Origin of the sequence: Dactylosporangium darangshiense (assembly GCF_039537565.1) — a bacterium.
In the GTDB taxonomy this organism is placed as follows: Bacteria; Actinomycetota; Actinomycetes; order Mycobacteriales; family Micromonosporaceae; genus Dactylosporangium; species Dactylosporangium darangshiense.
Genome location: NZ_BAABAT010000011.1, coordinates 62,538 through 88,088 on the forward strand (window position 1 = coordinate 62,538; position 25,551 = coordinate 88,088).

The 25,551-nt window shown below is 72.4% G+C and carries 23 protein-coding genes; 12 read left to right on the forward strand and 11 right to left on the reverse strand.

What is annotated here, in order from left to right:
• Positions 1 to 13: 13 nt before the first annotated feature.
• The 3 genes from ABD901_RS21600 (at position 14) to ABD901_RS21610 (ending at position 3,107) form a co-directional block, all read left to right on the forward strand.
• On the forward strand, positions 14 to 1,030 hold the full coding sequence (locus ABD901_RS21600) for a potassium channel family protein (RefSeq protein WP_345128922.1): 1,017 nt from the start codon (positions 14 to 16) through the stop codon (positions 1,028 to 1,030).
• 10 nt (positions 1,031 to 1,040) lie between these two features.
• Positions 1,041 to 1,574: a hypothetical protein gene (locus tag ABD901_RS21605; protein ID WP_345128923.1), complete on the forward strand. Its 534-nt coding sequence runs from the start codon at positions 1,041 to 1,043 to the stop codon at positions 1,572 to 1,574.
• 984 nt (positions 1,575 to 2,558) lie between these two features.
• On the forward strand, positions 2,559 to 3,107 hold the full coding sequence (locus tag ABD901_RS21610; protein WP_345128924.1) for a sigma-70 family RNA polymerase sigma factor: 549 nt from the start codon (positions 2,559 to 2,561) through the stop codon (positions 3,105 to 3,107).
• A gap of 471 nt (positions 3,108 to 3,578) precedes the next feature.
• Here ABD901_RS21610 and ABD901_RS21615 read toward each other — a convergent pair whose 3' ends face one another.
• Entirely contained in the window at positions 3,579 to 3,809 is a 231-nt protein-coding gene (locus ABD901_RS21615) for a hypothetical protein (protein WP_345128925.1), read from the reverse strand.
• Positions 3,810 to 4,046: 237 nt separating this feature from the next.
• Here ABD901_RS21615 and ABD901_RS21620 point away from each other — a divergent pair, with 237 nt between their 5' ends.
• Both ABD901_RS21620 and ABD901_RS21625 read left to right on the forward strand, forming a co-directional pair.
• On the forward strand, positions 4,047 to 4,574 hold the full coding sequence (locus ABD901_RS21620) for a hypothetical protein (protein ID WP_345128926.1): 528 nt from the start codon (positions 4,047 to 4,049) through the stop codon (positions 4,572 to 4,574).
• Positions 4,575 to 4,873: 299 nt separating this feature from the next.
• Complete coding sequence (locus ABD901_RS21625; RefSeq protein ID WP_345128927.1) at positions 4,874 to 7,672, forward strand: RICIN domain-containing protein; 2,799 nt, start codon at positions 4,874 to 4,876, stop codon at positions 7,670 to 7,672.
• Here ABD901_RS21625 and ABD901_RS21630 read toward each other — a convergent pair.
• Entirely contained in the window at positions 7,669 to 8,613 is a 945-nt protein-coding gene (locus ABD901_RS21630; RefSeq protein ID WP_345128928.1) for a pirin family protein, read from the reverse strand. The two genes, ABD901_RS21625 and ABD901_RS21630, sit on opposite strands and share 4 nt — an antisense overlap.
• A gap of 50 nt (positions 8,614 to 8,663) precedes the next feature.
• Positions 8,664 to 9,689 carry an ROK family protein gene (locus tag ABD901_RS21635; protein WP_345128929.1) on the reverse strand — a complete coding sequence of 342 codons (1,026 nt, stop codon included), beginning with the start codon at positions 9,687 to 9,689 and terminating at the stop codon, positions 8,664 to 8,666.
• Positions 9,690 to 9,780: 91 nt separating this feature from the next.
• On the opposite strand from ABD901_RS21635, the gene ABD901_RS21640 reads away from it, so the two are divergent.
• Together ABD901_RS21640 and ABD901_RS21645 are read left to right on the forward strand one after the other, a co-directional pair.
• The gene (locus tag ABD901_RS21640) at positions 9,781 to 10,683 is read left to right on the forward strand and encodes an NADP-dependent oxidoreductase (RefSeq protein ID WP_345128930.1); all 903 of its coding nucleotides are present in this window, start codon (positions 9,781 to 9,783) and stop codon (positions 10,681 to 10,683) included.
• 31 nt (positions 10,684 to 10,714) lie between these two features.
• The gene (locus tag ABD901_RS21645; protein ID WP_345128931.1) at positions 10,715 to 13,708 is read left to right on the forward strand and encodes a tetratricopeptide repeat protein; all 2,994 of its coding nucleotides are present in this window, start codon (positions 10,715 to 10,717) and stop codon (positions 13,706 to 13,708) included.
• Positions 13,709 to 13,712: 4 nt separating this feature from the next.
• Here the strand turns inward: ABD901_RS21645 and ABD901_RS21650 are convergent, their stop codons facing one another.
• On the reverse strand, positions 13,713 to 14,357 hold the full coding sequence (locus ABD901_RS21650; protein ID WP_345128932.1) for a response regulator: 645 nt from the start codon (positions 14,355 to 14,357) through the stop codon (positions 13,713 to 13,715).
• Positions 14,321 to 16,105 (reverse strand): sensor histidine kinase, encoded by a 1,785-nt coding sequence (locus tag ABD901_RS21655; protein WP_345128933.1) that lies wholly within the window; start codon positions 16,103 to 16,105, stop codon positions 14,321 to 14,323. Before ABD901_RS21655 ends, ABD901_RS21650 begins: the two co-directional genes overlap by 37 nt.
• Before the next feature lie 132 nt (positions 16,106 to 16,237).
• On the opposite strand from ABD901_RS21655, the gene ABD901_RS21660 reads away from it, so the two are divergent.
• Both ABD901_RS21660 and ABD901_RS21665 read left to right on the forward strand, forming a co-directional pair.
• Positions 16,238 to 17,134 (forward strand): ABC transporter ATP-binding protein, encoded by an 897-nt coding sequence (locus ABD901_RS21660; RefSeq protein WP_345128934.1) that lies wholly within the window; start codon positions 16,238 to 16,240, stop codon positions 17,132 to 17,134.
• Between the two features lies 1 nt (position 17,135).
• Positions 17,136 to 17,876 (forward strand): ABC transporter permease, encoded by a 741-nt coding sequence (locus ABD901_RS21665; RefSeq protein ID WP_345128935.1) that lies wholly within the window; start codon positions 17,136 to 17,138, stop codon positions 17,874 to 17,876.
• Between the two features lie 31 nt (positions 17,877 to 17,907).
• Here ABD901_RS21665 and ABD901_RS21670 read toward each other — a convergent pair whose 3' ends face one another.
• Positions 17,908 to 18,510: a cysteine hydrolase family protein gene (locus ABD901_RS21670; protein ID WP_345128936.1), complete on the reverse strand. Its 603-nt coding sequence runs from the start codon at positions 18,508 to 18,510 to the stop codon at positions 17,908 to 17,910.
• A gap of 57 nt (positions 18,511 to 18,567) precedes the next feature.
• Between ABD901_RS21670 and ABD901_RS21675 the strand changes: the two genes are divergently transcribed.
• On the forward strand, positions 18,568 to 19,407 hold the full coding sequence (locus tag ABD901_RS21675; protein WP_345129113.1) for a phosphoribosylaminoimidazolesuccinocarboxamide synthase: 840 nt from the start codon (positions 18,568 to 18,570) through the stop codon (positions 19,405 to 19,407).
• A 66-nt stretch (positions 19,408 to 19,473) separates the two neighbouring features.
• Here ABD901_RS21675 and ABD901_RS21680 read toward each other — a convergent pair whose 3' ends face one another.
• Positions 19,474 to 20,397: a proteasome assembly chaperone family protein gene (locus ABD901_RS21680; RefSeq protein ID WP_345128937.1), complete on the reverse strand. Its 924-nt coding sequence runs from the start codon at positions 20,395 to 20,397 to the stop codon at positions 19,474 to 19,476.
• 21 nt (positions 20,398 to 20,418) lie between these two features.
• Positions 20,419 to 21,066 carry a TetR/AcrR family transcriptional regulator gene (locus tag ABD901_RS21685; protein ID WP_345128938.1) on the reverse strand — a complete coding sequence of 216 codons (648 nt, stop codon included), beginning with the start codon at positions 21,064 to 21,066 and terminating at the stop codon, positions 20,419 to 20,421.
• Positions 21,067 to 21,149: 83 nt separating this feature from the next.
• Here ABD901_RS21685 and ABD901_RS21690 point away from each other — a divergent pair, with 83 nt between their 5' ends.
• Together ABD901_RS21690 and ABD901_RS21695 are read left to right on the forward strand one after the other, a co-directional pair.
• Entirely contained in the window at positions 21,150 to 22,070 is a 921-nt protein-coding gene (locus ABD901_RS21690; RefSeq protein ID WP_345128939.1) for an SDR family oxidoreductase, read from the forward strand.
• 26 nt (positions 22,071 to 22,096) lie between these two features.
• Positions 22,097 to 22,825, forward strand: a complete 729-nt coding sequence (locus tag ABD901_RS21695; RefSeq protein WP_345128940.1) for a TetR/AcrR family transcriptional regulator C-terminal domain-containing protein — start codon at positions 22,097 to 22,099, stop codon at positions 22,823 to 22,825.
• Between the two features lies 1 nt (position 22,826).
• Here ABD901_RS21695 and ABD901_RS21700 read toward each other — a convergent pair whose 3' ends face one another.
• Genes ABD901_RS21700 through ABD901_RS21710 form a run of 3 tightly spaced genes read right to left on the reverse strand, consistent with a single transcriptional unit; the run spans position 22,827 to position 25,322 of the window.
• Positions 22,827 to 23,471, reverse strand: a complete 645-nt coding sequence (locus ABD901_RS21700; protein WP_345128941.1) for a response regulator — start codon at positions 23,469 to 23,471, stop codon at positions 22,827 to 22,829.
• Positions 23,472 to 23,493: 22 nt separating this feature from the next.
• Positions 23,494 to 24,645, reverse strand: a complete 1,152-nt coding sequence (locus ABD901_RS21705; protein ID WP_345128943.1) for a sensor histidine kinase — start codon at positions 24,643 to 24,645, stop codon at positions 23,494 to 23,496.
• Positions 24,642 to 25,322 (reverse strand): YqeB family protein, encoded by a 681-nt coding sequence (locus ABD901_RS21710; RefSeq protein ID WP_345128944.1) that lies wholly within the window; start codon positions 25,320 to 25,322, stop codon positions 24,642 to 24,644. The genes ABD901_RS21705 and ABD901_RS21710 overlap by 4 nt, the downstream gene beginning before the upstream one ends.
• Positions 25,323 to 25,551 lie beyond the last annotated feature (229 nt).

Below are 25,551 nucleotides of genomic sequence, written 5' to 3' on the forward strand. Positions count from 1 at the left end.
TATGGTGGATTTCGTGATCCACCTTCCGGCTGTACCGCGGGGGCCGCTGCGAGCCATCAGCTCCCGCCTCGGCCTTGCCGTGGCGCTGATCGTCGTGATCGTGTTCGTCATCTACATCGATCGCAATGGCTACCGCGACGTCAACAACGACGGCCTGTCGCTGCTCGACTGCTTCTATTACGCGGTCGTGACGCTGTCGACCACGGGCTACGGCGACATCACTCCGGTGTCGGAGTCGGCCCGGCTGATCAACATCGTGGTCATCACTCCGGCCCGGGTGCTGTTCCTGATCATTCTGGTCGGCACCACCCTCGAAGTCCTGACCGATCAGTACCGCACCAACCTCAGGTTGCAGGGGTGGAGGAAGCGCGTGAAGAACCACGTCATCGTCTGCGGCTACGGCACGAAGGGCCGTGCAGCCGTCAGCACCCTGCTGGAGAACGGATTCGACAAGTCGCACGTGGTGGTCGTGGAGAGCGACCGCACCGCGCTGCGCCAGGCCACATCCGACGGCCTGGTCGCCGTCGAGGGCTCGGCCACCCGGTCGGGCGTGCTGATGGAGGCGCGGGTCCAGGAGGCCAAGGCCGTCATCATCGCCACCGACAGCGACGACGCGTCGGTGCTGGTCACCCTCACCGTCCGCCAGCTCACCGCCGGCAAGGTGTCGATCATCGCGGCGGCCCGCGAGGCCGAGAATGCGCCGCTGCTGCGCCAGTCCGGCGCGCACCACGTCATCGTCTCCTCGGCCACCGCCGGGCGCCTGCTGGGCCTGTCGACGACCGCACCGCCGCTGATCGAGGTCGTCGAGGACCTGCTCACGCCGGGCCAGGGCATGGCGCTCGCGATGCGCTCGGCCCGCCGCGACGAGGTCGGCTCCTCGCCGCGCGAGCTCAACGAGCTCGTCATCGCGCTGTTCCGGCGCGGCAAGGTGCTCTCCCTCGCCGACCCCGAGGGCACCAACATCCAGACCGGCGACATGATCGTCTATGTCCGCGACGACCGTCCGGAGTCGATCCCCGCCATGCCGTAGGGTGCGACGCGTGGCGGCGCGCATCGGCACCTTCATCGCGACCGTCGTGCTTCTGCTGCTGGTGGCCACCCCGGCGCAGGCGCACGGCGGTGCATCGGTGACCATCCACTCCGACGGCCACGGCTCCGTCTGGATCACCGCTCAGTGGCAGGACGGCCACCCCATCAACGAGCCGACCACGGTCACCATGACCGCGACCACCTCCGCCGGCGCCTCGGCTGCCCCGGCGGTACTGCGCCAGACCGGCGACGAGCGCGGCACCCAGACGTACAGCGGCACCCTCGACCCCGGCTCGTGGCGCGTGGCGATCGACCTGGGCGCGCCGGTCAACGGCCACTGCCAGGCCCTGATCCAGGTCGCGCCGTCCTCCGCGACGCCGCAGCCGACGGAGGTGGCCTGCCTGATCCCCGCGACCGCGCCGTCGGTCGCCGCCGAACTCCCGGTGTCGACCTCCGGCAGCCTGACGCCGCTGTGGATCACGCTGGCCGCCCTGGCCGTCGCGGGCGCGGCGGTCGTCGCGTTCCTGGCCCGCCGCCGATCCTGACTTCGCCGTACCGCCCACTGCGGTCCCGGTTTTTGTCGTACTCCTGTTCTAAGTTGTCGGTATGGATGGCGTACTGACAGCGATCGACCCGGCGGAATGGCGCAGCCGACTGGACTCGATGCTCGACGAGCGCCGTCGCCGGCAGGCCCGGCGGGCAGCGACGAGGACCGACTTCGCGGCGGCTCGCAGGCTGGGTCTCGAGCGGCGCCAGGCGGAACGCCTGGCCCGGTTGGACCGCGAGGCTCGCACGGCCGAGGTGACCGCACATTGGGCGGAGCAGGACGCCCGCGCCGCTCGACGGCGCGCCGCCTCCTCGCCGCCTCCACCCGTTCCGAGCCGCCTTGCCCCCGCTCGCACCGCGGGGCCCGTTGGTCCCGCTCGTGCTCCCACTCCGGCCCCGGCTCGTGCTTCGGCCTCGGCTCCTGCTCGTGCGTCGGCCTCCGGTTCGGCTCGTGCTCCAGCTCCCGATCCGGCTTCCGCTCCCGCTCCCGCTCGGGTGCCTGCTTCTGTTCCGCCGCCGAGTGCCGCTTCCGTTCCGCTCGGGTCGGATTCGCAGGTGCACACGCCGGAGGTCGTGCCCGCTGCGTCCGTTCGTCCTGCCGCTGCCCGTCGTGGTGTTAACCGGGCCAGCGCGGCTACTCCTGCCGCGTCGGCAGCGGCCGCTTCGTCCGCTGCGGCCTCGGCAGGACTCGCCGCCGCCCGTCCTGCACGTGTTCCTTCTGTTCCTGTACCTTTCGCGCCGCGCTCGCGGCTGTCGGGTCGTGGGTCGGACGACGTTGGCGGGGCGCAGGTGGCTAGGTGCCGATCTGGTGCACGGGCCGGAGGGCGTTCTCCTCCCGAGCGGGCGGCGTATGTCGTCACCCGAGTGCCCGCGGTGTTCGTCGCGCGGGGCGGGTTGTCGGTTCCCGGCCGGGTACGCGGTGGGGGTTACACCCTGGTGAGGCGAAGGGAGGATTGTCAGGACGGGGCGCTAGGCTCGCTGCCGTGACTGGTGAGGCCGACGGCGAGGTGGATGCGGCAACCGCGGCGCTGCTGGCCGCGCGGACGGGCGACGAGCGCTCCGCTGCCGCGTTCGTGCGGGCCACGCAGGCGGAGGTCTGGCGGTTCGTTGCGGCGCTGGTGGGCGTGGCGCACGCCGACGACGTGACCCAGGACACGTACTTGCGGGCCTTCCGGGCGCTGCCCGAGTTCGCGGGGCGGTCGTCGGCGCGGACGTGGGTGCTGGCCATCGCGCGGCGGGCGTGTGCCGACCAGGTCCGGGCGGCGGTGCGCGCGCGGCGGCTGGAGGCGCGGGTCGTGGCCGAGCCCACGGTGCTGGCGGAAGGCGACCACGCCGGGCTGCACGCCACGAATGCCCTCGTTGCCGCCCTGCCCGCCGAGCGACGGGTCGCGTTCGTCCTGACGCAGGTGCTCGGCGTCTCGTACGCGGAGGCCGCCGAGATCGAGGACGTCCCGGTCGGCACGATTCGCTCCCGTGTGGCGCGGGCGCGTGCGGACCTTGTTGCCGCGATTGCGGCCGCTCGGGCCGGATGAGCCTGCGCCGCGCGTGCGAGTTCACCATGGCGAGGCCGCTGAGGTCTGCCGCGAAGCGCCGTTTGCCTGCCGGGCTGTGTTACGAGGGCCGTTCGCCTGCCGGGCCGTGTTACGAGGGCCGTTTGCCTGCCGGGCTGGTTACGAGGGCCGTTCGCCTGCCGGGCTCTGTTACGAGGGCCGTTCGCCTGCCGCGTGTCGCCATGAGGGACGTTCGGCCGGTGAGTGCGTTGTCTGGCGAGTTTCGCTGCGGGGAACGTTCGTGCTCTCAGGCTCGCGTCCGAGCGGTGCTGGGGGCAGGCGTTGCTGGGCGCGTTTGTGTCGCTGGGGGTGCGGTGAAGGTGGACCTCGCAGACGACCTGCGCGCCCTCGCCGCTGGGGGCCGGCACATGGTCGGGGTGGCGTGCGTTGGCGGGTGCGCGAACGGGGTGGCTGGCGTGTGTGTGGGGAGGCGTCTTGAGCGAGTGGCGTGACCTAGGGGCCGTTGGGCGGGTGCTCCTTGCCGGGCTCGTCGGAGGGATCCTCGCGCTGCTGTACGGGCAGCCGGCCTCGGCGCACGGGGCCGATGCGCCGGTTGCCGTTGGGTACGTGGTGCGGGTTGAGTCCGTGTCTGTGCCTGGGGTTCAAGTCCGGGCCGTTGAAGGTGGGGCGCGGCTCGAGCTCGTCAATCGGTCCGGGCGCGAAGTTGTCGTGCTCGGGCTGCAAGGGGAGGAGTTTCTCCGGGTCACCAGCCGTGGGGTTGAGGAGAATCGCAAGGCGCCCACCTGGTTTGCCAGTCGGTCGATCAGTGGGAGCGGAGCCGGCGGGGACGCTGCGGCGCCGGCCGAGTGGCATCGGGTCGCCGATGAGCCTCGGGTGCGGTGGCATGACGAGAGGGCGCGGGAACTGCCGGCCCGGAGTTGGAGTGTGCCGCTGCTGGTTGATGGGCGGGAAGCGGGGATTGTGCGCGGTACCGTCGCCGCGGCCCCTGCGCCGCAGACCGGGTGGTGGTGGGCCGGAGGGGTGCTGGGGGCCGTTGTCGTCGGGCTGTTGTGGCGGTGGCGGGGCGCGCTCGCGGTGGTTGCCGTAGCGGCGGGTGGCGTCGTGGCGGTCTGGGTTGTGCAGTCCGCAGGGCTGGCCGCCTCGCCAGCCGAGGGGGTTGGGGTGCAGGTGCTGGCGCGGCTGTGGCCGTTGTTGACCGGGGTGGGAGTTGCTGCCGCGGGGGTTGTGGTGGCGTTTCGGAAAGTGGACGTACTGCTGGGGATCCTCGGGGCCTGCCTTGCGGTGATGGTGGGGGTGGGGGATTCCGCCGTGTTCCGGTACGGGACCCTCGCCGGGCCCGAGTGGGGGAGGTGGGCGGTGGCGGTGGCGCTGGCCGCCGGCATCGGGCTCACCGTTGCGGGGGGAGTGCGGTGGTACCAGGCGACCGGGACCGCCGAAAGCGCCCAGAACCACGAAGCCGCCGAGAGCGACGTGGCAACCAACGCCTAACAGCACCGCCGAAAGCGCCGAGAGCGACGTGGCAACCAACGCCTAACAGCACCGCCGAAAGCGCCGAGAGCGATGCGGCAGCCAACACCTAACAGCACACGAGGCGGGCGTAAAGTAAACAAGAATCAACGAGTTCTTTCACGAACGACCGTTTTTCTGCATAATCGGGCTTCGATGTTCCCCGCCAGGAGCAAAGGAGTTGGGTTGTGGATCGTAGGTCGTTCGTTGCGCGTGGGGCCGTAGTTACCGGAGGGGCCCTTGCGCTCAGTACTGGCGTTGCGGGGACTGCCGCCGCGGCCGTGCGTACCGCCAAGACCGTCACCGCCGCAGCGCGTGGCGGGCAGTACACGCCCAACCTTGCGCCGCTCAAGGTCACGCCGTTTCTGAAGCTTCCGCCGGGGGCCGTGCAGCCGCGGGGGTGGATCCGCAACCAGCTCAACATCGAGGCCGACGGGCTGTGCGGGCGCATGACCGAGGTGTCCGACTACCTCGTGTACAACAACTGCGGCTGGGTCGACAAGACCAAAGGGGCGTGGGAGGAGCTGCCCTACTGGCTGCGCGGGTTCGGGGACCTCGGCTACGTCACCGGGAACACGCGCATCCTGACGCTCGCCAAACAATGGATCGACGGGATCATCGCCAACCAGGCCGCCGACGGGTTCTTCGGGCCCAACAGCCTGCGCACGAGCCTGGAGAACGGGCCCGACTTCTGGCCGCACATGCCGCTGCTGGACGCGCTGCGTTCGTACGCGGAGTACAGCGGAGACGCGCGCATCGTGCCGTTCATGCGCAAGTACTTCCAGTTCCAGAACGCGCAGCCGGCCGCGGTGTTCAACCGGAGCTGGGCGGCCCTGCGGTGGGGCGACAACATCGACAGCGTCTACTGGCTGTACAACCGCACGGGGGAGAGCTGGCTGCTCGACCTGGTGCGCAAGATCCACGCCGGGTCGGCCGACTACACCAACGGCATCCCGAACTGGCACAACGTCAACCTGGCGCAGGGCTTCCGGGAGCCGGCGCAGTACGGGCTGCTCGACCTCGACCCGAAGTTCCCGCAGGCGACCTACAACGACTACAACACCGTCATGGCGATGTTCGGCAACTTCCCCGGCGGCGGGTTCGCCGGCGACGAGAACTGCCGCACCGGGTACACCGACCCCCGCCAAGGCTTCGAGACCTGCGGCATCGTCGAGTTCATGCACTCGCACCAGATGCTGGCCCGCATGACCGGCGACTCGGTGTGGCTGGACCGCTGCGAGGACCTCGCGTTCAACTCGCTGCCCGCCGCGCTCGACCCCGCGCAGCAGGGCATCCACTACATCACGTGCGCCAACAGCATCGGGCTGACCAACGCCACGCTCTCGCAGGGGCAGTTCCAGAACGGGTTCCCGATGCTCGCCTACATGCTGGGCATCCACAACTATCGCTGCTGCCCGCACAACTACGGCATGGGCTGGCCGTACTTCGCCCAGGAGCTGTGGTTCGGCACGTGGGACAACGGGCTGTGCGCGGCGATGTACGGCGCCTCGCAGGTGACCGCCAAAGTCGGGGCGAGCGGCACCACCGTCACCATCGCCGAGGACACCGACTACCCGTTCAGCGACACGATCACGCTGACGCTGAGCACTCCGGGTGCCGTTTCCTTCCCGCTGTACCTCAGGATCCCCGGCTGGTCCAACGGCGCACAGGTGCGGGTCAACGGCGCGCTGGTCACCGGCACGCTGCAGTCCGGCTCGTTCGTCATCCTCGACCAGACCTTCAACAACGGCGACAAGGTCACGGTGACGCTGCCGATGCGCACCACCGTGCGGACCTGGGCGAAGAACGGCAACGCGATCAGCGTCGACAACGGGCCGCTGAGCTTCTCCCTGTCGATCGCCGAGCGCTGGTCGCGCATCGGCGGCACGGACGCGTGGCCGACCAACGAGGTGTTCGCCGACTCGCCGTGGAACTACGGGCTGCTGCTCGACCCGAACAACCCGAGCGCCACGGTCACCCGCAAGCCGGGGCCGCTCGCCGCCAACCCGTTCACCCGCGACGGCGCGCCGGTCTCGCTCTCGGTCACCGGCCGGAAGATCCCGAACTGGCAGGCCGACGCCGAGGGGATCGTGCGCACGCTGCAGCAGAGCCCGGCCCGCTCGACCCAGCCGAACGAGTCGCTGACACTGCTGCCGATGGGCGCGCAGCGGGTGCGGATCACCACGTTCCCGCGCGTCAGCGACGGCGCCGACGCCGTCGAGTGGTCGATCCCGGCCACCGCGTCGGCGTCGTGGTGCTGGGGCGGCGACAGCGTCGGCGCGATCAACGACGGCAAGGTGCCCGGCAGTTCCGGCGACCAGAGCATCCCGCGGCTGACCTGGTGGGACCACCTCGGCACCAGCGAATGGGCGCAGCTGAGCTACGCCACGCCGATCAACACCGGCGCGGTGTCGGTGTACTGGTTCGACGACACCGGCGCCGGGCAGTGCCGGGTGCCGCAGTCATGGCAGCTGCAGTACCTCAACGCCGCCGGCCAGTGGACCGCGGTGAGCGGCGCGTCGGCGTACGGCACGGCGCTGAACACCTTCAACCGCGTCACGTTCAACGCCGTCACGACGTCGGCGCTGCGCGTGGTCGTCCAGCTCAAGGCCGGCGTCTCCGGCGGCATCCTGGAGTGGCGGGTCGAGGGCACCACGGCGCCGATCTCCTGGCGGCGCGTCCAGAACAAGAACAGCCTCAAGGTGCTCGGCGTGTCGGGCATGTCGACGGCGAACAGCGCCAACGTCGTGCAGTTCGACGACAACGGCACGGCCGATCACAACTGGCGCCTGATCGACGCGGGCTCCGGGTGGTACAAGATCCAGAACCAGAACAGCGGCAAGCTCCTCGCCGTGCAGAACATGTCGCAGGCCGACGGCGCCCTCGTGCAGCAGTTCGAGGACAACGGCAGCGCCGATCATCTCTGGCGGCTCGTCGACAACGGCGACGGGTGGTACCGCGTCCAGGTCCAGCACAGCATGAAGGTGCTCGGGGTGTCGGGCATGTCGACGGCCAACAGCGCGCAGGTCGTGCAGTTCACCGACAACGGCACCGCCGACCACCTCTGGCGCCTGCTTTAGCCCCGTCGGTACCGCGGACGCGGCATCAGCCGGGTGGTGGGCAGGCCGGGAGCCGGCAGCGGCTCCTCACCACCCGGCACGATGCCGAAGCGGTCCGTGCCATCCCCTTTTGGCCGAGCCATCCAGTCCTCGCGCGCCTCGACGATCTCCTCGTGCGAGCGGGCGACGAAGTTCCACCACATGACGAGATCCTCGGTGAATGGCACCCCGCCGAGCAGGAACAGCCGCGAGCGCTCGTCGGTCTCCAGGCGCAGCCGGTCGCGCTCCTCCCCGAGGTACAGCAGCGAGCCCGGCGACACGTCGACCCCCTCGACGCGGGCCGTGCCCTCGGTGACCACGACGGCGTGCTCGAAGTCGGGCCGCACGGCCAGCTCGGTGCGCGCCCCCGCGTCCAGCGCGACGTCCGCGCCGAGCAGCTCGCTGTGCACGGTGGCCGGCGAGACGGCCCCTTCGAGCGCACCCACCGCAACTGTCACATGAAATGATTTATCCGAAATGACCGGCAAATCGGACAAGTGCTGGAAAGCCGGCGGCATCCCCCGAACGGCATCCGGCAGGGCGACCCACAGCTGCAGGCCGTGCAGCAGCGGAGGCTTGGACGTGGGCGAGTTCTCCGAATGCGCGATACCGCGACCCGAGGTCATGATGTTCAGCTGGCCCGGGTAGATGACCTGGTCGGAGCCGACGCTGTCGCGATGCCGGACCTCGCCGCCGAGCAGCCAGCTCACCGTCTGCAGCCCGATGTGCGGATGCGGCGGCACCCGCATTCCGGGCTTGCCGGTCACGTCCTCGGGCCCGAAGTGGTCGAGGAAGCACCAGGCCCCGACGGTGCGCCGGGTCTTGTTCGGCAGGCTGCGGCGGACCACCGTGTATCGGCCGAGAGGCACGTCGCGCCCCTCGAGCAGGTCGAGCTCGTCCGGCCGGCGTCCCAGGATGCTCACCGCACCGATTCTGACACCGCGCCCGCGGATCGCCCAGGCTGGAGTAACTTTCAGGCGATGACCGTGCCGGCCGCGGCGATGGCGGCCCCACGGGCGCCGGCCATGTCGCGCTCCGGGACGAGGGCGAACCGCGCCACCTTCACCTGCTCCTCGCGCAGCAGGGTGTGCACGCGGACCCGCTCCAGGAACCAGTCCCGGAAGTGCGGCGCCGCCTCGACCACGCCGCCGCCGACGAAGTAGCAGTCCGGGTCGGTGAAGTTGGCCGAGATGGTGAACAGCCGGCCGAGGCCCATCGCCTGCTGCTCGAAGATGTGCAGCGCCAGCTCGTCGTTCTGCTCGGCGAACGAGCGCACCTGCTTGGCCGCGGCCCTCAGCGACTCGGCCTTGTGCAACGGGTGGTCCGGGAAGCGCGTCAGCCAGTAGGGCAGCAGGTTGCGCACGATCCCGGTCAGCGACGACACGCTCTCCACGTCGCCGAGGAACCCGCACCCGCAGCTGGGCAGCGGCTGGCCCTCCTCGAGCAGCCCGTGCATCGGGATGTGCACATGGCCGAGCTCGCCGGCCATGCCGGCCGCGCCGCGGATCACCTTGCCCTGCTCGATGACGCCGCCGCCGAGCCCGGTGCCGACGATCGCGGAGACCGAGGACTTCTCGTGCGCCTCGGCGCCGAAGTACACGTGGTGTGCGTAGAGCGCGGCCGCGTTGCCGTCGTTGTTGTACACGACCGGCAGCCCGAGGCGCGCCTCGAGCGCGCCGCGGAAGTCGAAGCCCCACCAGGCCGGCTGCGAGAAGTTCGTCGCGCCCTTGGAGGAGATCACCCCGTCGGCGCTGGCCGGGCCGGGCGTGTCGAGCCCGACCGCGACGACCCGGGAGTGGTCGACCTTGGTGACCGCCAGGATGTTCTCGAACGCCCCGGCGAGGGACTCGACGGCCGCCTCGGGGCCGTCGAGCACCCGGCTGGGCACCTCCACGAGCCCGTCCACCAGGAACGTGCCCTCGTGATCGAGCACCGTGGCGTTGTTCGCGGTGCCGCCGTTGTCGAGCCCGACAACGACCCAGTCCTTTACGTTCACCATCGTCCGACTCCCTGAGTACATCAGCGCGGCATGCACGCTACCGCATTTCCATTTGACCTCAACTGCGCTTGAGGTCGCAGAGTTGGTAGCCATGAGAGCTGCCGCGTTCGCCGAGCCGGGCCCGCCCGACGTCCTCACCCTGCACGAGCTGCCCGAACCGCAGGCCGGGCCCGGCCAGGTGCGGGTGCGGGTCCGCACGGCCGGTGTCCAGCCCTTCGATGCCGGGTTGCGGCGGGGATGGGTCCCGCCCTATGCGGCCGTGACCCTGCCGCAGATCCCCGGCAACGAGTTCGCCGGCGTGGTCGACCAGGGCACGCCCGAGGTGCCGGTCGGCACCGAGGTGCTGGGTTTCAGCGTGTTCAACGCCTACGCGGAGTACATCGTCGTCCCGGCCGACCAGGTCACCCCGAAGCCGCCGGAGGTGCCCTGGGAGGTCGCCGGGGGCTTCACCGCCGGCTGGCAGACCGCCCGCCTGGCGCTGTCGGCGATCGGCGTCGGCCCCGGCGACACCGTGCTCATCAACGCCGCCGCGGGCGCGACCGGCACCGCCGGCGTCCAGCTCGCCGGGCTCCTGGGTGCATCGGTCATCGGTACCGCGAGCGAAGCCAACCAGGACTATGTGCGCTCGCTCGGCGCGATTCCCGTGGTGTACGGCGAGGGCCTGGCCGGCCGCGTGCGAGCCCTCGCGCCGCAGGGCATCACCGCCGCCATCGACGGCGCCGGGGGCGACGCCCTGGCCGCCTCGCTCGAGCTGGTCGAGGACCGCAAGCGCATTATCACGCTCGTCGCGCACGACCGCATCGAGGAGCTGGGGCTCGGCAGCATCCAGGGCCGGCGCAGCGCCGAGGCCCTGGCCGAGCTCATCGGGCTCTACGCGGCCGGGCGCACCTCGTGGCACGTGCGGCGCGTGTACCCGCTCGCCGAGGCCGCCGAGGCCCACCGCGAGATCGAGACGGGACATGGGCGGGGGAAGATCGTCCTGAACGTCGACTGACCCGCTGGACCAGATCCTTTAATGTGCGGGCATGCGCCTCGGGGTCGACTTCGGCACCTCCACCACGGTCGCGATGCTGCAGCGCGCGGACGGCTCCGTGACGCCGCTGCTGTTCGACGCGTCGCCGCTGCTGCCGTCGGGGGTGTTCGCCGGGCCGGACGCGCTGCTGACCGGCGCCGACGCGGACCGGGCGGCGGTGGCGCATCCGGCCCGCTACGAGCCCAACCCGAAGCGGCGCATCGACGACGGCACCGCCTGGCTCGACGAGCGGGAGCTGCCGATCGCCGAGCTCGTCGCGGCGGTGCTGACCCGCGTCGCCGAGGAGGCCCGGCGGGTGGCCGGCCGGGTGCCCGACACGCTCGTGCTGACCCACCCGGCGACGTGGAGCCGGCCGCGCCTGGCGGTGCTGGCCGACGCCGCTCGCCGCATCGGCTTCGGCGCCGTCGACTTCGTCGCCGAGCCGGTCGCGGCGGCTGCGTACTTCGCCACCGTGCTCGGCCGGGAGCTGCCGCCCGGGCGCTGCCTCGTCGTCTACGACCTCGGCGCCGGCACGTTCGACGTCACCGTGGTGCGCCGGTCCGAGGCCGGCGGGGCGGGCGGGTTCGAGGTCGTGGCCGCCGACGGGCTCGCCGACGTCGGCGGGCTCGACCTCGACGCCGCCGTGGTCCAGCACGCCCGCTCGCTGACCGCCGACGGTGCGGCTGCGGAGGCCTGGGGCAGGCTCGACTGGCCCGAGACCCCGGCCGACCAGCGGGCCCGCCGGGTCCTGTGGCAGGGCGCCCGCGCGGCCAAGGAGCAACTGTCCCGGCACGTCGCCGCGGACCTGCACGTGCCGCTGGCCGAGGCCGAGCTGCACATGACCCGCGAGGAGTTCGAGAAGGCGGCCCGGCCGCACCTGGACCGCACCGTCGCGCTCACGGTCGGCATCCTGCGCGCGTCCGGGGTGCCCGGCGAGCGCATCGGCGGCGTGTTCCTCGTCGGCGGCTCCAGCCGCGTCCCGCTCGCGGCGACGCTGCTGCACCGGACCCTGCGCATCGCGCCCACCACGATCGACCAGCCCGAGCTGGTGGTGGCAATGGGAAGCCTCTACACCGGGTCCGCCCCGTCATCGCCGCCGATTGTGGAGACCCCTCCGCCGCCGCGGGTGGTGGCGCGGGCGGCGGTGCCGGCCGCGCCCGAGCCGGTCACCCTGGCCGGGGTCGCGCTGAACGACCCCGTCGCCGTCCGGGCGCTGCGGGTGCTGTCCTGCTACGGCCTCGCCCCGCTGCCCGTCGACGTGCTGGCACCGCTCGCGCCGGCCGCCGCCGTCGACGCCGCCGTGCGCCTGCTGGTCTCCAACGGCCTGGTCACCCGCGCCCTCGACACGGTGATCATCCGCCCGCCGGTGCGGGCCTCGATCATGGAGCAGCTCTCATCCGGCACCGCGCAGGCCGGCCTCGCCGACGTCCTGCGCACCGCCACCGGCCTGCTGCGGCGGGCCGCGCCGCCGGGCGAGCCGCGGCGGGTCGTCTCCGGCTGGCCGCGGTGGGCGGCGCTGCGCCCGCACATCACCGCCCTGGCCGCCGTCTGCCCCGACGCGGTCGGCGGCGCCGACCTGGCCTGGCTGCTCGACCAGGCCGGGCAGTACGAGATGGTCCACGGCCGTAACCGGCAGGCGCTCGCCGACCACCGGCGGGCCCTGGAGGTCACCGAGGCGGTGCTCGGCCCCGACCACGCGGACGCGGCGCCCCGGGCCGACCACCTCGCCGGCGCGATGCGGGCGGTCGGGCAGTACGCCGAGGTCGAGGCCCTGAGCCGGCGGGCCCTGTCGATCTCGGAGGCGACGCTGGGCCCGGCACACGCCGAGACCGCGCGCCGGATGGCCGGCGTGGCCCTGGCGCTGCGGACACTGGGCCGCGCGGCCGAGGCCGAGCCGCTGCAGCGGCGGGCGCTGGCCATCTCCGAGGCGGCGCTGGGCCCCCACGATCCCGACGTCGCCAACCGGCTGGTGGGCCTGGCGTTCACCCTGCGCCTGCTGGGCCGCGAGGCGGAGGCCGAGCCGATCGCCCGCCGTGCGCTCGCCATCGACGAGGCAGCGCTCGGCCCCGACCACCAAGGCGTGGCGGAGGATCTGGGCACGCTCGCCGACATCCTGCGCGGGCTCAACCGGCCCACGGAGGCGGAGCCGCTGATCCGGCGTGCGCTGGCGATCGACGAGGCGGTCTTCGGCAACGAGGACCACCAGCTGTCGTTCCGCTACGGCGGCCTGGCCGCGACGGTGTGGCAGCGGGGCCGGCCGGAGGACGCCGAGCCGCTGTACCGCCGGGCGATCGAGCTCGCCGATTCGGCAGTCGGCGCACCGGGCCCCGACATCGGCGCCTGGCTGGCCAGCCTCGCCCAGCTGCTGACGGTGCTCGGCCGGCCGGCGGAGGCCGAGCCGTTCGCGCGGCGGGCGCTGGCGTTCGAGGAGAAGCTGCGCGGCGACCCCGACCACCCCGACGTGGGCGACCGGCTCGCCGCCCTCGCCGACACGCTGCGGGGGCTGGGGCGCGACCGGGAGGCGCTGCCGCTCTTCCAGCGGGCGCTGGCCATCACCGAGCGGTCGTACCGCAAGGACCACCCGGACCTCGCGGCCCGGCTCGCCGGGCTCGCCGGCGCGCTGCGGGCGGTGGACCTGCCCGAGGCCGCCGAGCCGCTGTTCGCCCGGGCCGCGGCCGTCGCCGAGCGGGCGTTCGGCGCGGAGCACGCCGACGTCGGCGTCTGGCTGAGCGAGCAGGCCGGGTGCCTGCGCGAGCTCGGCCGGGCCGCCGAGGCGGAGCCGGTGCACCGGCGGGCCCTGGCGATCTTCGAGGGCGCGCTCGGCCGCGACCACCCCGACACCGCCGCCCACCTGCACAACCTTGCGGTCACGCTGCGCGTGCTCGGGCAGCACAGGGAGGCCGGGGAGCTGCAGCGCCGCGCGCTGGCGATCGCCGTGTCCGGGCTCGGGTTCGACCACCCCACCACGAACATGATCCGCGAGGGTCTCGCGGAGCACTCGAACTAGCCGGTCAGGCGCCGTTCTGCAGGTAGGCGAGCACCGCCAGGACGCGGCGGTTGTCGTCGTCGGAGACGGGGAGGTTCAGCTTGCCGAAGATGCTCGCGATGTGCTTGCCGACCGCGCTCTCGCTGAGGTACAGCTGCTTGCCGATCGCCGCGTTGGAGCGCCCCTCGGCCATCAGGGTGAGCACCTCGCGCTCGCGCGGCGTCAGGGTGCCCGACGAGGGGGTCGGGCGGGCGACCAGCTTCGCGATCACCGAGGGGTCCATGACGGTGCCGCCAGAGGCCACCCGGCGTACCGCATCGATGAACTGGTCGGCGTTGAACACACGGTCCTTGAGCAGGTAACCGACCGCGCCGGTGCCGTCGGCCAGCAGCTCCCGGGCGTAGAGCTGCTCCACGTGCTGCGAGAGCACCAGCACCGGCAGGCCCGGCACCTCGCGGCGGGCGGCGAGCGCGGCCTGCAGGCCCTCGTCGGTGAAGCTCGGCGGCAGCCGCACGTCGACCACGGCCACGTCGGGGCGGTGCTCGAGCAGGGCCGCGAGCAGCGTCGGGCCGGTGTCGACGGCCGCCACGATCTCGAAGCCGTGGCTCTGCAGCAGCAGGACCAGGCCGTCCCTCAGGAGGTAGAGGTCTTCGGCGAGGACAACGCGCACGGCAGCTCCAGCGTCGCGACGGTCGGGCCGCCCGCGGGGCTGTGCAGGGCGAGCGTTCCGTCGAAGGTACCCAACCGCCGCTCGATGCCGCGCAGGCCCGTGCCCCGCGACGGGTCGGCGCCGCCCTCGCCGTCGTCGGTGACCGTGATGCGCAGCAGGGCGTCGCGGTGGCGGATGTCGACGGTGACGTGCTCGGCGCCGCCGTGCCGCACGGCGTTGGCGAGCAGTTCGCTGACCGCGAAGTACGCCGCCGACTCGACCGGCGCGGCCAGCCGCCCCGCCAGCCGGCCGTGGACGGTGACCTCGGCCGAGGTGTCCAGTGCGAGCGCGCGGACCGCATCGGGCAGGCCGCGCTCGGACAGCACCGGCGGGAGAATGCCGCGGACCAGGTCGCGCAGCTCGGACAGGGCCGTCTGCGACGTCTCCCGCGCCTGCGCCACCAGCCTGCGGGCGGCCTCCGGGTCGGTGTCCATGAGTCGCTCGATCGCGCCGAGGGTCAGCCCGACCGAGATGAGCCGCGCCTGCGCGCCGTCGTGCAGGTCCCGCTCGATGCGGCGCACCTCGGCGGCCTGCGCGTCCACGGCGTCGGCGCGGGTCTGCGTGAGCCGCTCGACCCGCCGGCGCAGCTGCTCCTTCGCCGTCGGGCGCAGCAGCAGCGCGGACCAGCGCGACACCGGCGGCAGCACCTTCGGCGGCAGCCAGAAGCCCACCGCCACGAGCAGCACGCCGGCGACGAGCCCGGCGAGCCGGTTGCCGGCCACCGCGCCGTACCAGGTGTCCCAGTCGGCCCCGAACGCCTGCGTCCAGATCCACGGCAGCACCAGGCCGAAGGCGCCGTACACCGCGGCCACCACCGGCACGCCGGCCAGCACGCCGGTGACGAACGGGTCGGCGCCCAGCCACAACAGGTCGCGCCACGTCGCCGGGTCGTGCCACACCCAGACCCAGCGGGCGTTGAAGTCCGCCCAGGTCTCGGTCTTGTACAGCGAGTTGCGCACCCGGTAGAGCCCGTCGCCGCGCAGCTGCGGGCGCACCATCGGCTGGTAGGGCCGCTCGATGCGCTCGCCGCCGCCCCACCCGCTGACCTGCCGGCGCAGGTTGGCGAGCCACCGGTAGTGCGTGATCCCGGTCGGGATCAGGAACACGATGCCCAGCCCGAAGCCGAGCAGGAAGCACGCGAGCGTCACCGCGAGCAGCGCCACCTGCACCGCGGCGCTCAGCAGCAGGGCGGCGCATTGGGCCCAGGCCAGCAGCACCGCGTCGGTGCGCCGCCGGCGCTCCTTCGCGCCCGGGCGCGGCCGCCACATCCAGGCGCTCCAGGCCGCCACGGCCCGCACGGCCAGCGGCGCGACCGGCAGCCCGATCGGCACGACGAGCAGCACCACGAGCGGGAACCACAGCTGCCAGGCCATGTCCCGGTGGGTCGCCGGGTCGTCGGCCGCCCACTGCACGCGCTGGAAGTACGCCGGGAACCGGGGCCCGTGGTACAGCTGGCTGTCGTGGCGGTAGAAGCCCTCCTCGTCCGGCTGCGGCGGGCCGGGCTCGGGCCGGTAGGAGACCGAGAGGTCGCGCCCGAGCCACCGGCCGAACAGCGCCCGGCAGTAGGCCGTCAGCGGACGCACCCACAGCAGGCCGAAGACCATGCCGCCGGCGGCGAGCATCAGCACCGTGACCAGGAACGCGCAGAAGACGAGCACGGCCAGGCCGAGCAGCTGGGCGCTGCGGGCGAGCCCCCTCAGGTACGTCATGCCACCCAGCCTCGCTTCCCCCGCCCGTGCAAACATCGGCCCTGGCTACCGGCCGCGGGTGTAGCTAGCCCCACCCCCGCACGGCGTCCAGCGTCATTCTGCCGTGCGCCGCGGATCGGCAGAGTTCTCGGCATGACAGTCATCGAAGTCCAGCGGCTGGAGAAGCGCTACGGCGACCGCGTCGCGGTGCGGGACGTGTCCTTCACGGTGGAGCGCGGCGAGATCTTCGGCATCATCGGGCGCAACGGCGCCGGCAAGACCACGACCGTCGAGATCGTCGAAGGGCTGCGCAAGGCCGACGGCGGCGTCGTGCGGGTGCTCGGGACGGACCCGGGCGACCCGGCGGTGCGCCAGCGCCTCGGCGTGCAGCTGCAGGAGTCGCAGCTGCCGGACCGCATCCGGGTCGACGAGGCCATGGAGCTGTTCGCCTCCTTCTACGAGCGGCCCGCCGACACCGCGGCGCTGCTGGCGCAGCTGGGGCTGGCCGAGCACGCGAAGCAGCAGTACAAGCGGCTCTCCGGCGGCCAGAAGCAGCGCCTGTCGATCGCGCTGTCGCTGGTCGGCTCGCCCGAGATCGCGGTGCTCGACGAGCTGACCACCGGCCTGGACCCGCAGGCCCGCCGGGAGACCTGGGAGCTCATCTCCGACATCCGCGACCGCGGCGTGACCGTGCTGCTCGTCACACACTTCATGGACGAGGCCGAGCGGCTGTGCGACCGGATCGCGGTCATCGACGCCGGCCGCACGGTCGCCATCGACACCCCGGCCGGGCTGATCCGGCGGGTGGCGTCCGGCCTGACGGTGACGTTCCGGCCCTCCGCAGAACTGCCCGCCGACGCCCTCGCCGGTGTTCCGGGTGTCGCGACGGTCGACGTGCAGGGCGGCGAGTTCACCATCACCGGCACCGGCAACCTCGCCCATGAGATCTCCTCCGCGCTGGCCGCGCGGTCCGTCGTCCCGCTGAACCTCAACATCGTCCAGGCCGACCTCGAGTCCGCGTTCGTCGCGTTGACCGGTAAGGAGAACTGAGATGCGCGCCCTGACCCGTCTCACCGCCATCGAGACCAGGCTCATGCTCCGCGAGGTGGGTGGCCCGATGTTCACGGTCCTGCTGCCGGTCGCCCTGCTGGTCGCCTTCGGCCTGCCCGGCAGCGTGCACAAGGCCGACCCGGCCCTCGGCGGGCACCGCGGCATCGACACCTACATCCCGTCGATGTCCGTCATGGTGTCGATGGCGATGGTGGCGTTCTTCATGCTGCCGGTCGTGCTGTCCAACTACCGGGAGCGGGGCGTGCTGCGCCGCTTCGCCACCACCCCGGTGAAGCCGGTCGCCATGCTCGGCGCCCAGCTGGTCATGAACGCCGGCGTCGTGCTCTTCTCGACGCTGCTCACGATCGTCATCGGCGTCGCCGCGCTGGGCATGCACATGCCCAACCTGCTGCTGGTGGTGCCCACGTTCCTGCTGGGGCTGCTGGGGCTGTTCCCGATCGGCCTGCTCGTCGCCGCGGTGGCCGGCACGACGAAGGCGGCGAGCGGCTACGCCCTGGCGATGTGGTTCCCGTCGGCGTTTTTCGCCGGGCTGTACGTGCCGGTGGAGTACATGCCGCGCGTCCTGCGCCGCATCGGCGACTTCACCCCGCTGGGCGCCTTCCGCCAGGCGATCCAGGCCGCCTGGACGGGGCAGGCGCCGCACCCGGTGCACCTGCTGGTGCTGGGCGCGAGCTTCCTCGTCGCGGGCGGCCTGGCGGTCCGCTATTACAAGGCGGCCTAGATTCCAGGGCGGCCTTGGATTCCAGGGCGGGCTAGAACTGCGACGCGAAGTTCTCCGCGGTCATCGGGGTCGAGAACATGGGGAAGTCGTACTTCAACGCGTTCTCGTGCTCCTCCTGCGAGGTGGCCGCGACGCAGTCCTGCAGGGTGATCACCTGGTAGCCGTGCTCGTAGCCGGTGCGCATCGTCGACTCGACACAGCAGTTGGTCAGGAAGCCGCCGATGGCGATGGTGGTGATGCCCTTGCTGCGCAGGATGAAGTCGAGGTTGGTGCTGGCGAAGGTGTCCAGCCCGCGCTTGCCCTCAACCACGATGTCACCGGCTTGGGGCGACAGATCGTCGACGATCTGGGCGCCCCACTCGCCTTTCACGAACGCGTTGCCGTCCACGACGCCCTTGAGGATGCCGTAGGGGTGCGAGGTGATTTCGTTGTATCCGGGCGCGAAGGTGATCGGCGCGTGGATGATCGTCACCCCGGCGGCGCGCGCGGCGGCGACGAGCCGGCGGGTGTTGGCCATCATGTCGGTCTTCTCCATGACGCCCTGCACGGCGCCGTGGAACGCGCCTCCTTCGGAGACGAAGTCGTTCTGGTACTCGATGAGGACGATGGCGGTCTTCGCGGGATCGATGGGCATCGGACCTCCTCCGACGACGGAGTCGTGACGCTGCTCACCCTACGCCCGACCACTAGGCTGAGCCCCGTGGAACTTCTGCATTCGGGCAAGGTCCGGGACGTCTACGCCGACGGCGACGATCTCATCCTGGTCGCCTCCGACCGCATCTCCGTCTACGACGTGGTCCTGCCGACGCCGATCCCGGACAAGGGCGCCGTGCTCACCCGGCTCTCGCTGTGGTGGTTCGAGCAGCTCGCCGACATCGTGCCCAACCACGTGATCTCGGCGACGGACGTGCCCGCGCAGTTCGCCGGGCGGGCCATCCGGTGCCGGCGGCTGGAGATGCTGCCGGTCGAGTGCATCGCGCGCGGCTATCTCGCCGGGCTCGGGCTCGCGGAGTACAACTCCCGCGGAGAAGTCTCCGGAGTGCCGCTGCCGGCCGGGCTGGTCGAGGGCTCGCGCCTGCCGGAGCCGGTCTTCACCCCGACGACCAAGGCGCCCGTCGGCGAGCACGACGAGTTCGTGACGCTGGACGAGGTGCGCGGCCAGATCGGCAAGGACCTCGCGGACGAGCTGCGCGAGCTCACCCTGCGGGTGTACTCCCGCGGCGCCGCCCTGGCCGCCGAGCGCGGGATCGTGGTCGCCGACACGAAGCTGGAGTTCGGCCGCACGCCGGACGGCACCGTGGTGCTGGCCGACGAGGTGCTCACCCCGGACTCGTCCCGCTTCTGGCCGCTGGACCAGTGGGAGCCGGGCCGCACCCAGTTCTCCTTCGACAAGCAGCTCGTGCGCGACTGGTCGCTGGCCAGCGGCTGGGACAAGACCGCGCCCGGGCCCGAGGTTCCCGACGACGTCGTCGCTCTGACCCGGGCCCGTTACGTCGAGGTGTACGAGCGGCTGACCGGAACTTCCTGGTAGCAACTCTCCTGGTAGCTCAGCCGAGCGGCGGTTCGTCGCCGCGCGTGTGCTCGGTTTCCTGGTGGCTCAGCCGAGCGGCGGTTCGTCGCCGCGCGTGTGCTCGGCGAGGAAGCGCTCGAGCTCGGCGCCGATCTCGTCCGCGGTCGGCAGCGGTGCGGGCGAGTCGGCCAGTAGGTTGTTGTTGCCGGCGCGGCCGCGGGTGAAGGCGTCGTACTGCTCCTCGAGCGCCCGCACCAGCGAGGCGGCCTCGTCCGCCTGCGCGATCTGCACGTCGATCTCGGCGCGCACCGTGTCGGCCGCGGCGTGCAGCTCGTCCAGCGGCACGCGCAGGCCGGTCGCGTCGGCCAGGCACGCCAGCAGCTTCTCCGCCGCCGCCGGGAACTCGGCCTGCGCCACGTAGTGCGGCACGTGCACCGCGAAGCCGAACGCATCGCGGTCCTGCTGGCCGATGCGGTACTCCAGCAGGTTGCCGACGCTGCCGGGGACCTGGACGCGCTGCAGCCACGGCTCGAAGCCGGCGATGAGGTCGCGGCTGGTGCCGTGCGCGGTCACCCCCGTCGGCCGGGTGTGCGGCACGGCCATCGGGATCGCGGTGAGCCCGACGGTGGCGCGCACGTCGAAGCGCTCGATGAGCTCGAGGACCGCGGCGGTGAAGCGCTCCCACTGCAGGTCCGGCTCGGGCCCGTCGAGGAGCAGGAACTCGGTGCCGGTGGCGTCGCGCAGCGCGCGCAGCAGCAGCTGCGGCTGCTCGTAGTGCTCCCAGTGGTCCTCGACGAACAGCATCGCCGGGCGCCGGCTGCGGTAGTCGTAGATCTGGTCGATGTCGAACGTCGCGATCGTGCGCGGCGAGCCGACGGCGAGCAGGTGCTCGCGGGCGAGGCGGCTGGCGTTACCGGCGTCGACGAAGCCCGCCAGCGCGTGCACGAGCACCGGCCGGTCCACCGCCGGCACGTCGTCCGTGAGCTCGTAAAGTTCGCTGGGGTTCAGCACCGCAACGGGTCCTTCCTCTGTTTAGTCCTGCAACCCTTCGGTACGTCCGATCATTCCATCCGAGGCCGACCAGGGGTTCGTGAGGATTGCGTAGACCAACTCGTCAACGGCGGGCGTCAGCGAGGTGAACGACGGCCCGGCGCCGGTGTACGGGTCGGAGACCTGCAACATCATCTCGTGCACGCCGCCGACCAGCGCGATCGCGAGCAGCGGCGACAGCGGCGGGATGGCCGGATCGGCCGCGCGCGCCTCCTCCACCACCTCGACGAGCGCGTCGGCGAAGCGGCGCTGCGTCTGCTGGCGCAGCCGGAACGCCTTCGGCCCGGCCGCCTGGATCTCCACGAGCAGCGTGCGGGTCACCGCGGGCATGCTCTCCAGGGCGTTGAGGTAGGCGGTGACCCCGTTGTTGATCATTTCCTTCCACGGCCGGCCGCCCCCGCCGGCGGCGCTGCGCACCACCGCCAGCAACTGCTCGCAGCCCTGTGCGTACAGGGCCATGAGGCAGGCCTCCTTGTCCGCGAAGTGCTCGTAGAACGTGCGCTTGGACACCCGCGCGTGCATGACGATGTCGGCGATCGTGGTTGCCGCATAGCCTTTGCCGGCGATCGCCTCGGCCAGCCCGCCCGTGAGGTCCTGCCGCAGCTCCTCGGCGGTCCTGGTGCTCGTCATGCGGTTGCCTCGACCTTTCGCGACAATGTCTCCGGGTGTTAGTTTGCCTGGTACTGAACGGTACCGCCGATGGGAGGAGCTCGGTGAAGCGCAGCTTGTCCGGCCAGGTGGTGCTCGTCACGGGTGCGGCACGCGGCATCGGCGAACAGACCGCCCGTCAGGCCGCCGCCCGCGGTGCGCGGCTCGCCCTGGTCGGCCTGGAGCCCGACCGCCTGCGCGGCCTCGCCGGCGAGATCGGCGCCGTGTGGTTCGCCGCCGACGTGACCGACCAGGCCAGTATGGCGGCCGCAGTCGAGGGCGCGGTGGCGCACTACGGCCGCATCGATGCCGTCGTGGCCAACGCGGGCGTCGCCAGCCGCGGCACGATGGCCACCGGCGACGTCGAGGCACTGGTGCGCACGGTCGAGGTGAACCTCGTCGGCGTCATGCGCACCGCCGCCGCGTGCCTGCCGCACCTCATCGCCGCCCGCGGGTACCTGCTCATCGTCGCGTCGGCCGCCTCCTTCGCGGCGCTGCCGGGCATGGCGCCGTACTGCGCCTCGAAGGCCGGCGTCGAGCACTTCGGCAACGCCGTGCGCCTGGAGGTCGCGCACCACGGCGTCGCCGTCGGCACCGCGCACCCCTCGTGGATCGACACCGACCTGGTCCGCGACGCGCAGGACGACCTGCCCGCCTTCAAGGACTCGCTGCGCCGCCTGCCGCCCCCGCTGGGCTCGACGACCTCGGTCGAGCGCTGCGCGGCGGCCGTCGTCGACGCCCTGGAGCGCCGCCGCCGCAAGGTCTTCGTGCCGCGCGGCGTGATGCTCGTGTACTGGCTGAGGACGTTCCTCAACAGCCGCCTGGCCGAAAAGGTCGTCGAGTCGCAGGCCCGCCGCAGCGTGCCGCTCATGGAGGAGCAGGTGCGCTCCCTCGGCCGCGGCTTCGGTGCGAACACCGCGCCGCCGCTGCCCCGCCCGGCCGACGCGCCCTCGCCCGGGTTCATCGCCGACCGCTACCACCGATGAGCGCCGGGGTGCGGCAGACTACTGGGGTGCCGACGGATGCGCCTCGCTCGCCGATCTGGGCGCGCCCCGAGCCGAGCTCGCGGGCGCCCCGGTTCAGCCGCGAGCGCATCGCGGCCGCGGCGCTGGAGATCGCCGACGCGGAAGGCATCGAGGCCGTCTCCATGCGCAACGTCGCCGCGCGGCTCGGCGCCGGGACGATGACGCTGTACAACTACGTCGAGACCAAGGACGAGCTGTTCGCCCTCATGGATGACGCACTCATGGCCGAGGCCGTCGTCCCCGACGGCGAGCTGCCCGCCGACTGGCGCGAGGCGACGGCGACCATCGCCCGGCGGACCTGGGCGGTGCTGGCCCGCCACCCGTGGGCGATCACCCTGCGGCAGGGACCGGCGCTCGGCCCGAATGCGATGTACCACTTCGAACAGAGCCTGGCTGCGCTCTCCGACACCGGCCTGGGCCTCGCCGCCCGCTTCGACGTGCTCGCGACCGTCGACGCCTACGTCTTCGGCAGCGCCCTGAAGGCGGCCGAGATGCGCGGCAGCGCCGAGACCCACCGCGCCGACGTCGAGGCGATCATCGCCTACGGCATGCAGCAGCTGGCCACCGGCCGCTTCCCGCACACCTCGGCCCTGCTGGGCGGCCGCGACCCGCGCGACGCCGACGTCGGCGGCCCGCCGACCGACCCGGCCGGCATCGAGGCCCAGTTCGAGCGCGGCCTGCAGGCGGTCCTCGACGGCGTGGCCGGCTGGATCTGAATCACGCCTGGCGCGACTCGTGGACGAGGATCGCCACCTGCACACGGTTGGTACACCCGAGCTTGGCCAAGATCCGCGAGACGTAGGTCTTCACCGTGGCCACGCTCATGTGTACCGCCGCGCTGATCTCGGCGTTGGAGCGCCCCTCGGCGACGGCGTCGGCGACGTCGCGCTCCCGCGGGGTCAGCGTCGCGAGCGCGCGCCGGGCCGCCTCACCGCGGTCCTCGCCCGCGACGTGCGAGATGAGCTGGCGCACCACCGACGGCGAGAGCGTCTGCTCGCCGGTTGCGACACGGCGTACCGCATCCAGGATCGCCAGCGGCGGCGTGTCCTTCAGCAGAAACCCGTGCGCGCCGAGGCGCAGCGCCCGCAGCACGTGCTCGTCGGTGTCGAACGTCGTGAGCACGATCACCCGCGCGTTGTCCGGCTGCAGCTGCTCGAGCGCGGCCAGCCCGTCCATCCGCGGCATGCGGATGTCCATGAGCACCACGTCGGGCCGCTCGGCCCGCACCACGCGCACCGCCTGCGCGCCGTCGGCCGCCTCGCCCACGACCTCGATGCCGGGATCGCCGCCGAGCACCATGCTCAGCCCCGACCGCACCAGCGCGTCGTCGTCGGCGACGACCACGCGGATCACCGTTCCCACGCTCGTCTTGTCGCTGTTCTTGTCACCGTTCCCACGGCAGCCAGGCCTCCAGGTCGAACGTCGGTCTGTCGGGGCCCCGTCGCGGGCCGTGCCGCATTCTTCCGCCGGCCAGCGCCACCCGTTCGGCGAGGCCGACCAGCCCCGAGCGCGAGCCCGGCAGCCCCGGCGGCACCGGCCCGGACGGCAGCGGGTTGCGCAGCCGCACGTAGAGCCGGTCGGGCTCGGCCGCACTGCGTTCCATCAGCACGGACACCTCCTCGCCGGGCGCGTGCTTGCGCGCGTTGGTGAGCCCCTCCTGCACCAGCCGGAACGCCGTGCGGTTCACCGCCGGCGCCAGCGCCGCCGGGTCGGCGACCCGGTTGTCCAGCTCCACCGCCATGCCCGCACCGCGCGCCTCCCCGACGAGTTCGTCGAGGTCGGCCAGGTCCTGCCGGGGGCGCAGGTCGTCGTCCGCGCTCGTGCGCAGCACCCCCAGGATCTCGCGCAGCTCCTCCATGGCCTGGTGCGCGCTGGCCCGGATCGTCGCGCCCGCCTCGGCCACCTGCGCGCGGCTGAGGTCCCCGCGGATCTCCAGTGCCCCCGCGTGCAGGCTGATCAGCGAGATCCGATGGGCGAGCACGTCGTGCATCTCCCGGGCGATCCGCTCGCGCTCCAGCCCGCGCAGCGTCTCCGCGCGCTGCTCCGCCTCCGCCTCGGCCCGGCTGGCCCGCTCCCGCAGCGTCGCGATCAGCTCCCGCCTGGTGCGCACCGCGCTGCCCCACGCCACCACGATCGCGATGATCGCCAGCCCGACCCCGTTGGCGCCGACGGCCTGCAGGTCGGGGTCCGGGTACCGGATGCTGAGCGGAATCGGCGCCACGAAGTGCGCCGCCGCCACCCACAGCGCCGTGCGCAACGGCCGGTGCACCGCGACGGTGAACACGGCGATCATCGCCGCCCCGCCCGCCATGTCGGTGATCGCCGCCGGCACGAGCAGCAGCAGCGCCACGCCCACGGGATGCTTGCGCCGCCACCACAACAACACGATCGCCGGCACCGTGACCGCCAGCGACACCAGCAGCCGCTCGTCGGACAACGCCCCGCTGTCGAGCCCCGCGGCCGCCGCGGTCAGCGCCACCAGCACGGAGATGACCGTGCACGCGACGTCGACCGTGAGGTTGCGGACCCGGCTCACGGCTTCACCAGCGGCCGCCAGTGCTGCACCTTGTCGGCGTCGCGCACCGTGTACCCGAGCTTCTGCACCTCGTCACGCAGCTCGGCAGTGTCCTGCGCGCTCCCCGCCTCGAGCGCTTTGGCCCGCGCCGCGAGCACCGCATTCACCGACGCCGGCAGGTCGGGCAGGTCCGGCACCCACCGCCGGAACAGCGCCTCGTACGGATCGCCGTCGACCCACGCGTACCCATGCTCGCGGAACGCCCGCTCGACGCGCGGACTGTCGGCATTCTCGAGCCGGTCGCGCACCACCTGCCGCGACTCCCGGTCGAGCACGACGAGCTGCCTTCCATCCACGAAGACGGCGTCCACGTCCCCTTTCGCCACGGTACGCCGGGCATCCCCCTTCTCCACGACAAGCCCGTCGTCCCCGACCGTGACCCGCAGCGACTCGTGCACCGCCATGACCCCGACCACGGCCCCGAGCAGCACACCGGCCGCTACCGCGCCCGCGCGCCCCCACCCCCCGTCGAGGTGCTCGACGAGCCGCAGCGGCCCTTCGAACGGCACCCACGGCAGCCTGAGCAGCCACCGCGTGACGATGGGCAGCGCCCACCCGACGATCCCCCCGACGACGGGAAACCCGCCCAGGACAACCACCCGGTCCGAGCGCGAGAGCCCCAGCACGTGATCCGCCATGCCTTTCACGCTAGGCACCACGCCCCACCGCCGGACAGTCGCCAAAAGTCGTCGCTTCGGCCCGCTCAGGAATCGCCGCCGAGGTCGGGCCGGCCCCCACGCGTCGGTCGTCCTGGTGACGACGCACCCAGCCGGACGCGTCGGCGCCATCGATTTGCGCGACCGCGGCCCTCAACCGACTACGGCCTCGGGCTGCCCGCATCCGGCGGGGCGAACCAGGCCGGGGCGG

Excerpts from the sequence above, each read along its gene's own strand:
- ABD901_RS21635 (WP_345128929.1), bottom strand. The coding sequence starts at position 9,689 with ATGGTGAACGTAAAGGACTGGGTCGTTGTCGGGCTCGACAACGGCGGC.
- ABD901_RS21640 (WP_345128930.1), top strand. The coding sequence starts at position 9,781 with ATGAGAGCTGCCGCGTTCGCCGAGCCGGGCCCGCCCGACGTCCTCACC.
- ABD901_RS21645 (WP_345128931.1), top strand. The coding sequence starts at position 10,715 with ATGCGCCTCGGGGTCGACTTCGGCACCTCCACCACGGTCGCGATGCTG.
- ABD901_RS21655 (WP_345128933.1), bottom strand. The coding sequence starts at position 16,105 with ATGACGTACCTGAGGGGGCTCGCCCGCAGCGCCCAGCTGCTCGGCCTG.
- ABD901_RS21660 (WP_345128934.1), top strand. The coding sequence starts at position 16,238 with ATGACAGTCATCGAAGTCCAGCGGCTGGAGAAGCGCTACGGCGACCGC.
- ABD901_RS21665 (WP_345128935.1), top strand. The coding sequence starts at position 17,136 with ATGCGCGCCCTGACCCGTCTCACCGCCATCGAGACCAGGCTCATGCTC.
- ABD901_RS21670 (WP_345128936.1), bottom strand. The coding sequence starts at position 18,510 with ATGCCCATCGATCCCGCGAAGACCGCCATCGTCCTCATCGAGTACCAG.
- ABD901_RS21685 (WP_345128938.1), bottom strand. The coding sequence starts at position 21,066 with ATGACGAGCACCAGGACCGCCGAGGAGCTGCGGCAGGACCTCACGGGC.
- ABD901_RS21710 (WP_345128944.1), bottom strand. The coding sequence starts at position 25,322 with ATGGCGGATCACGTGCTGGGGCTCTCGCGCTCGGACCGGGTGGTTGTC.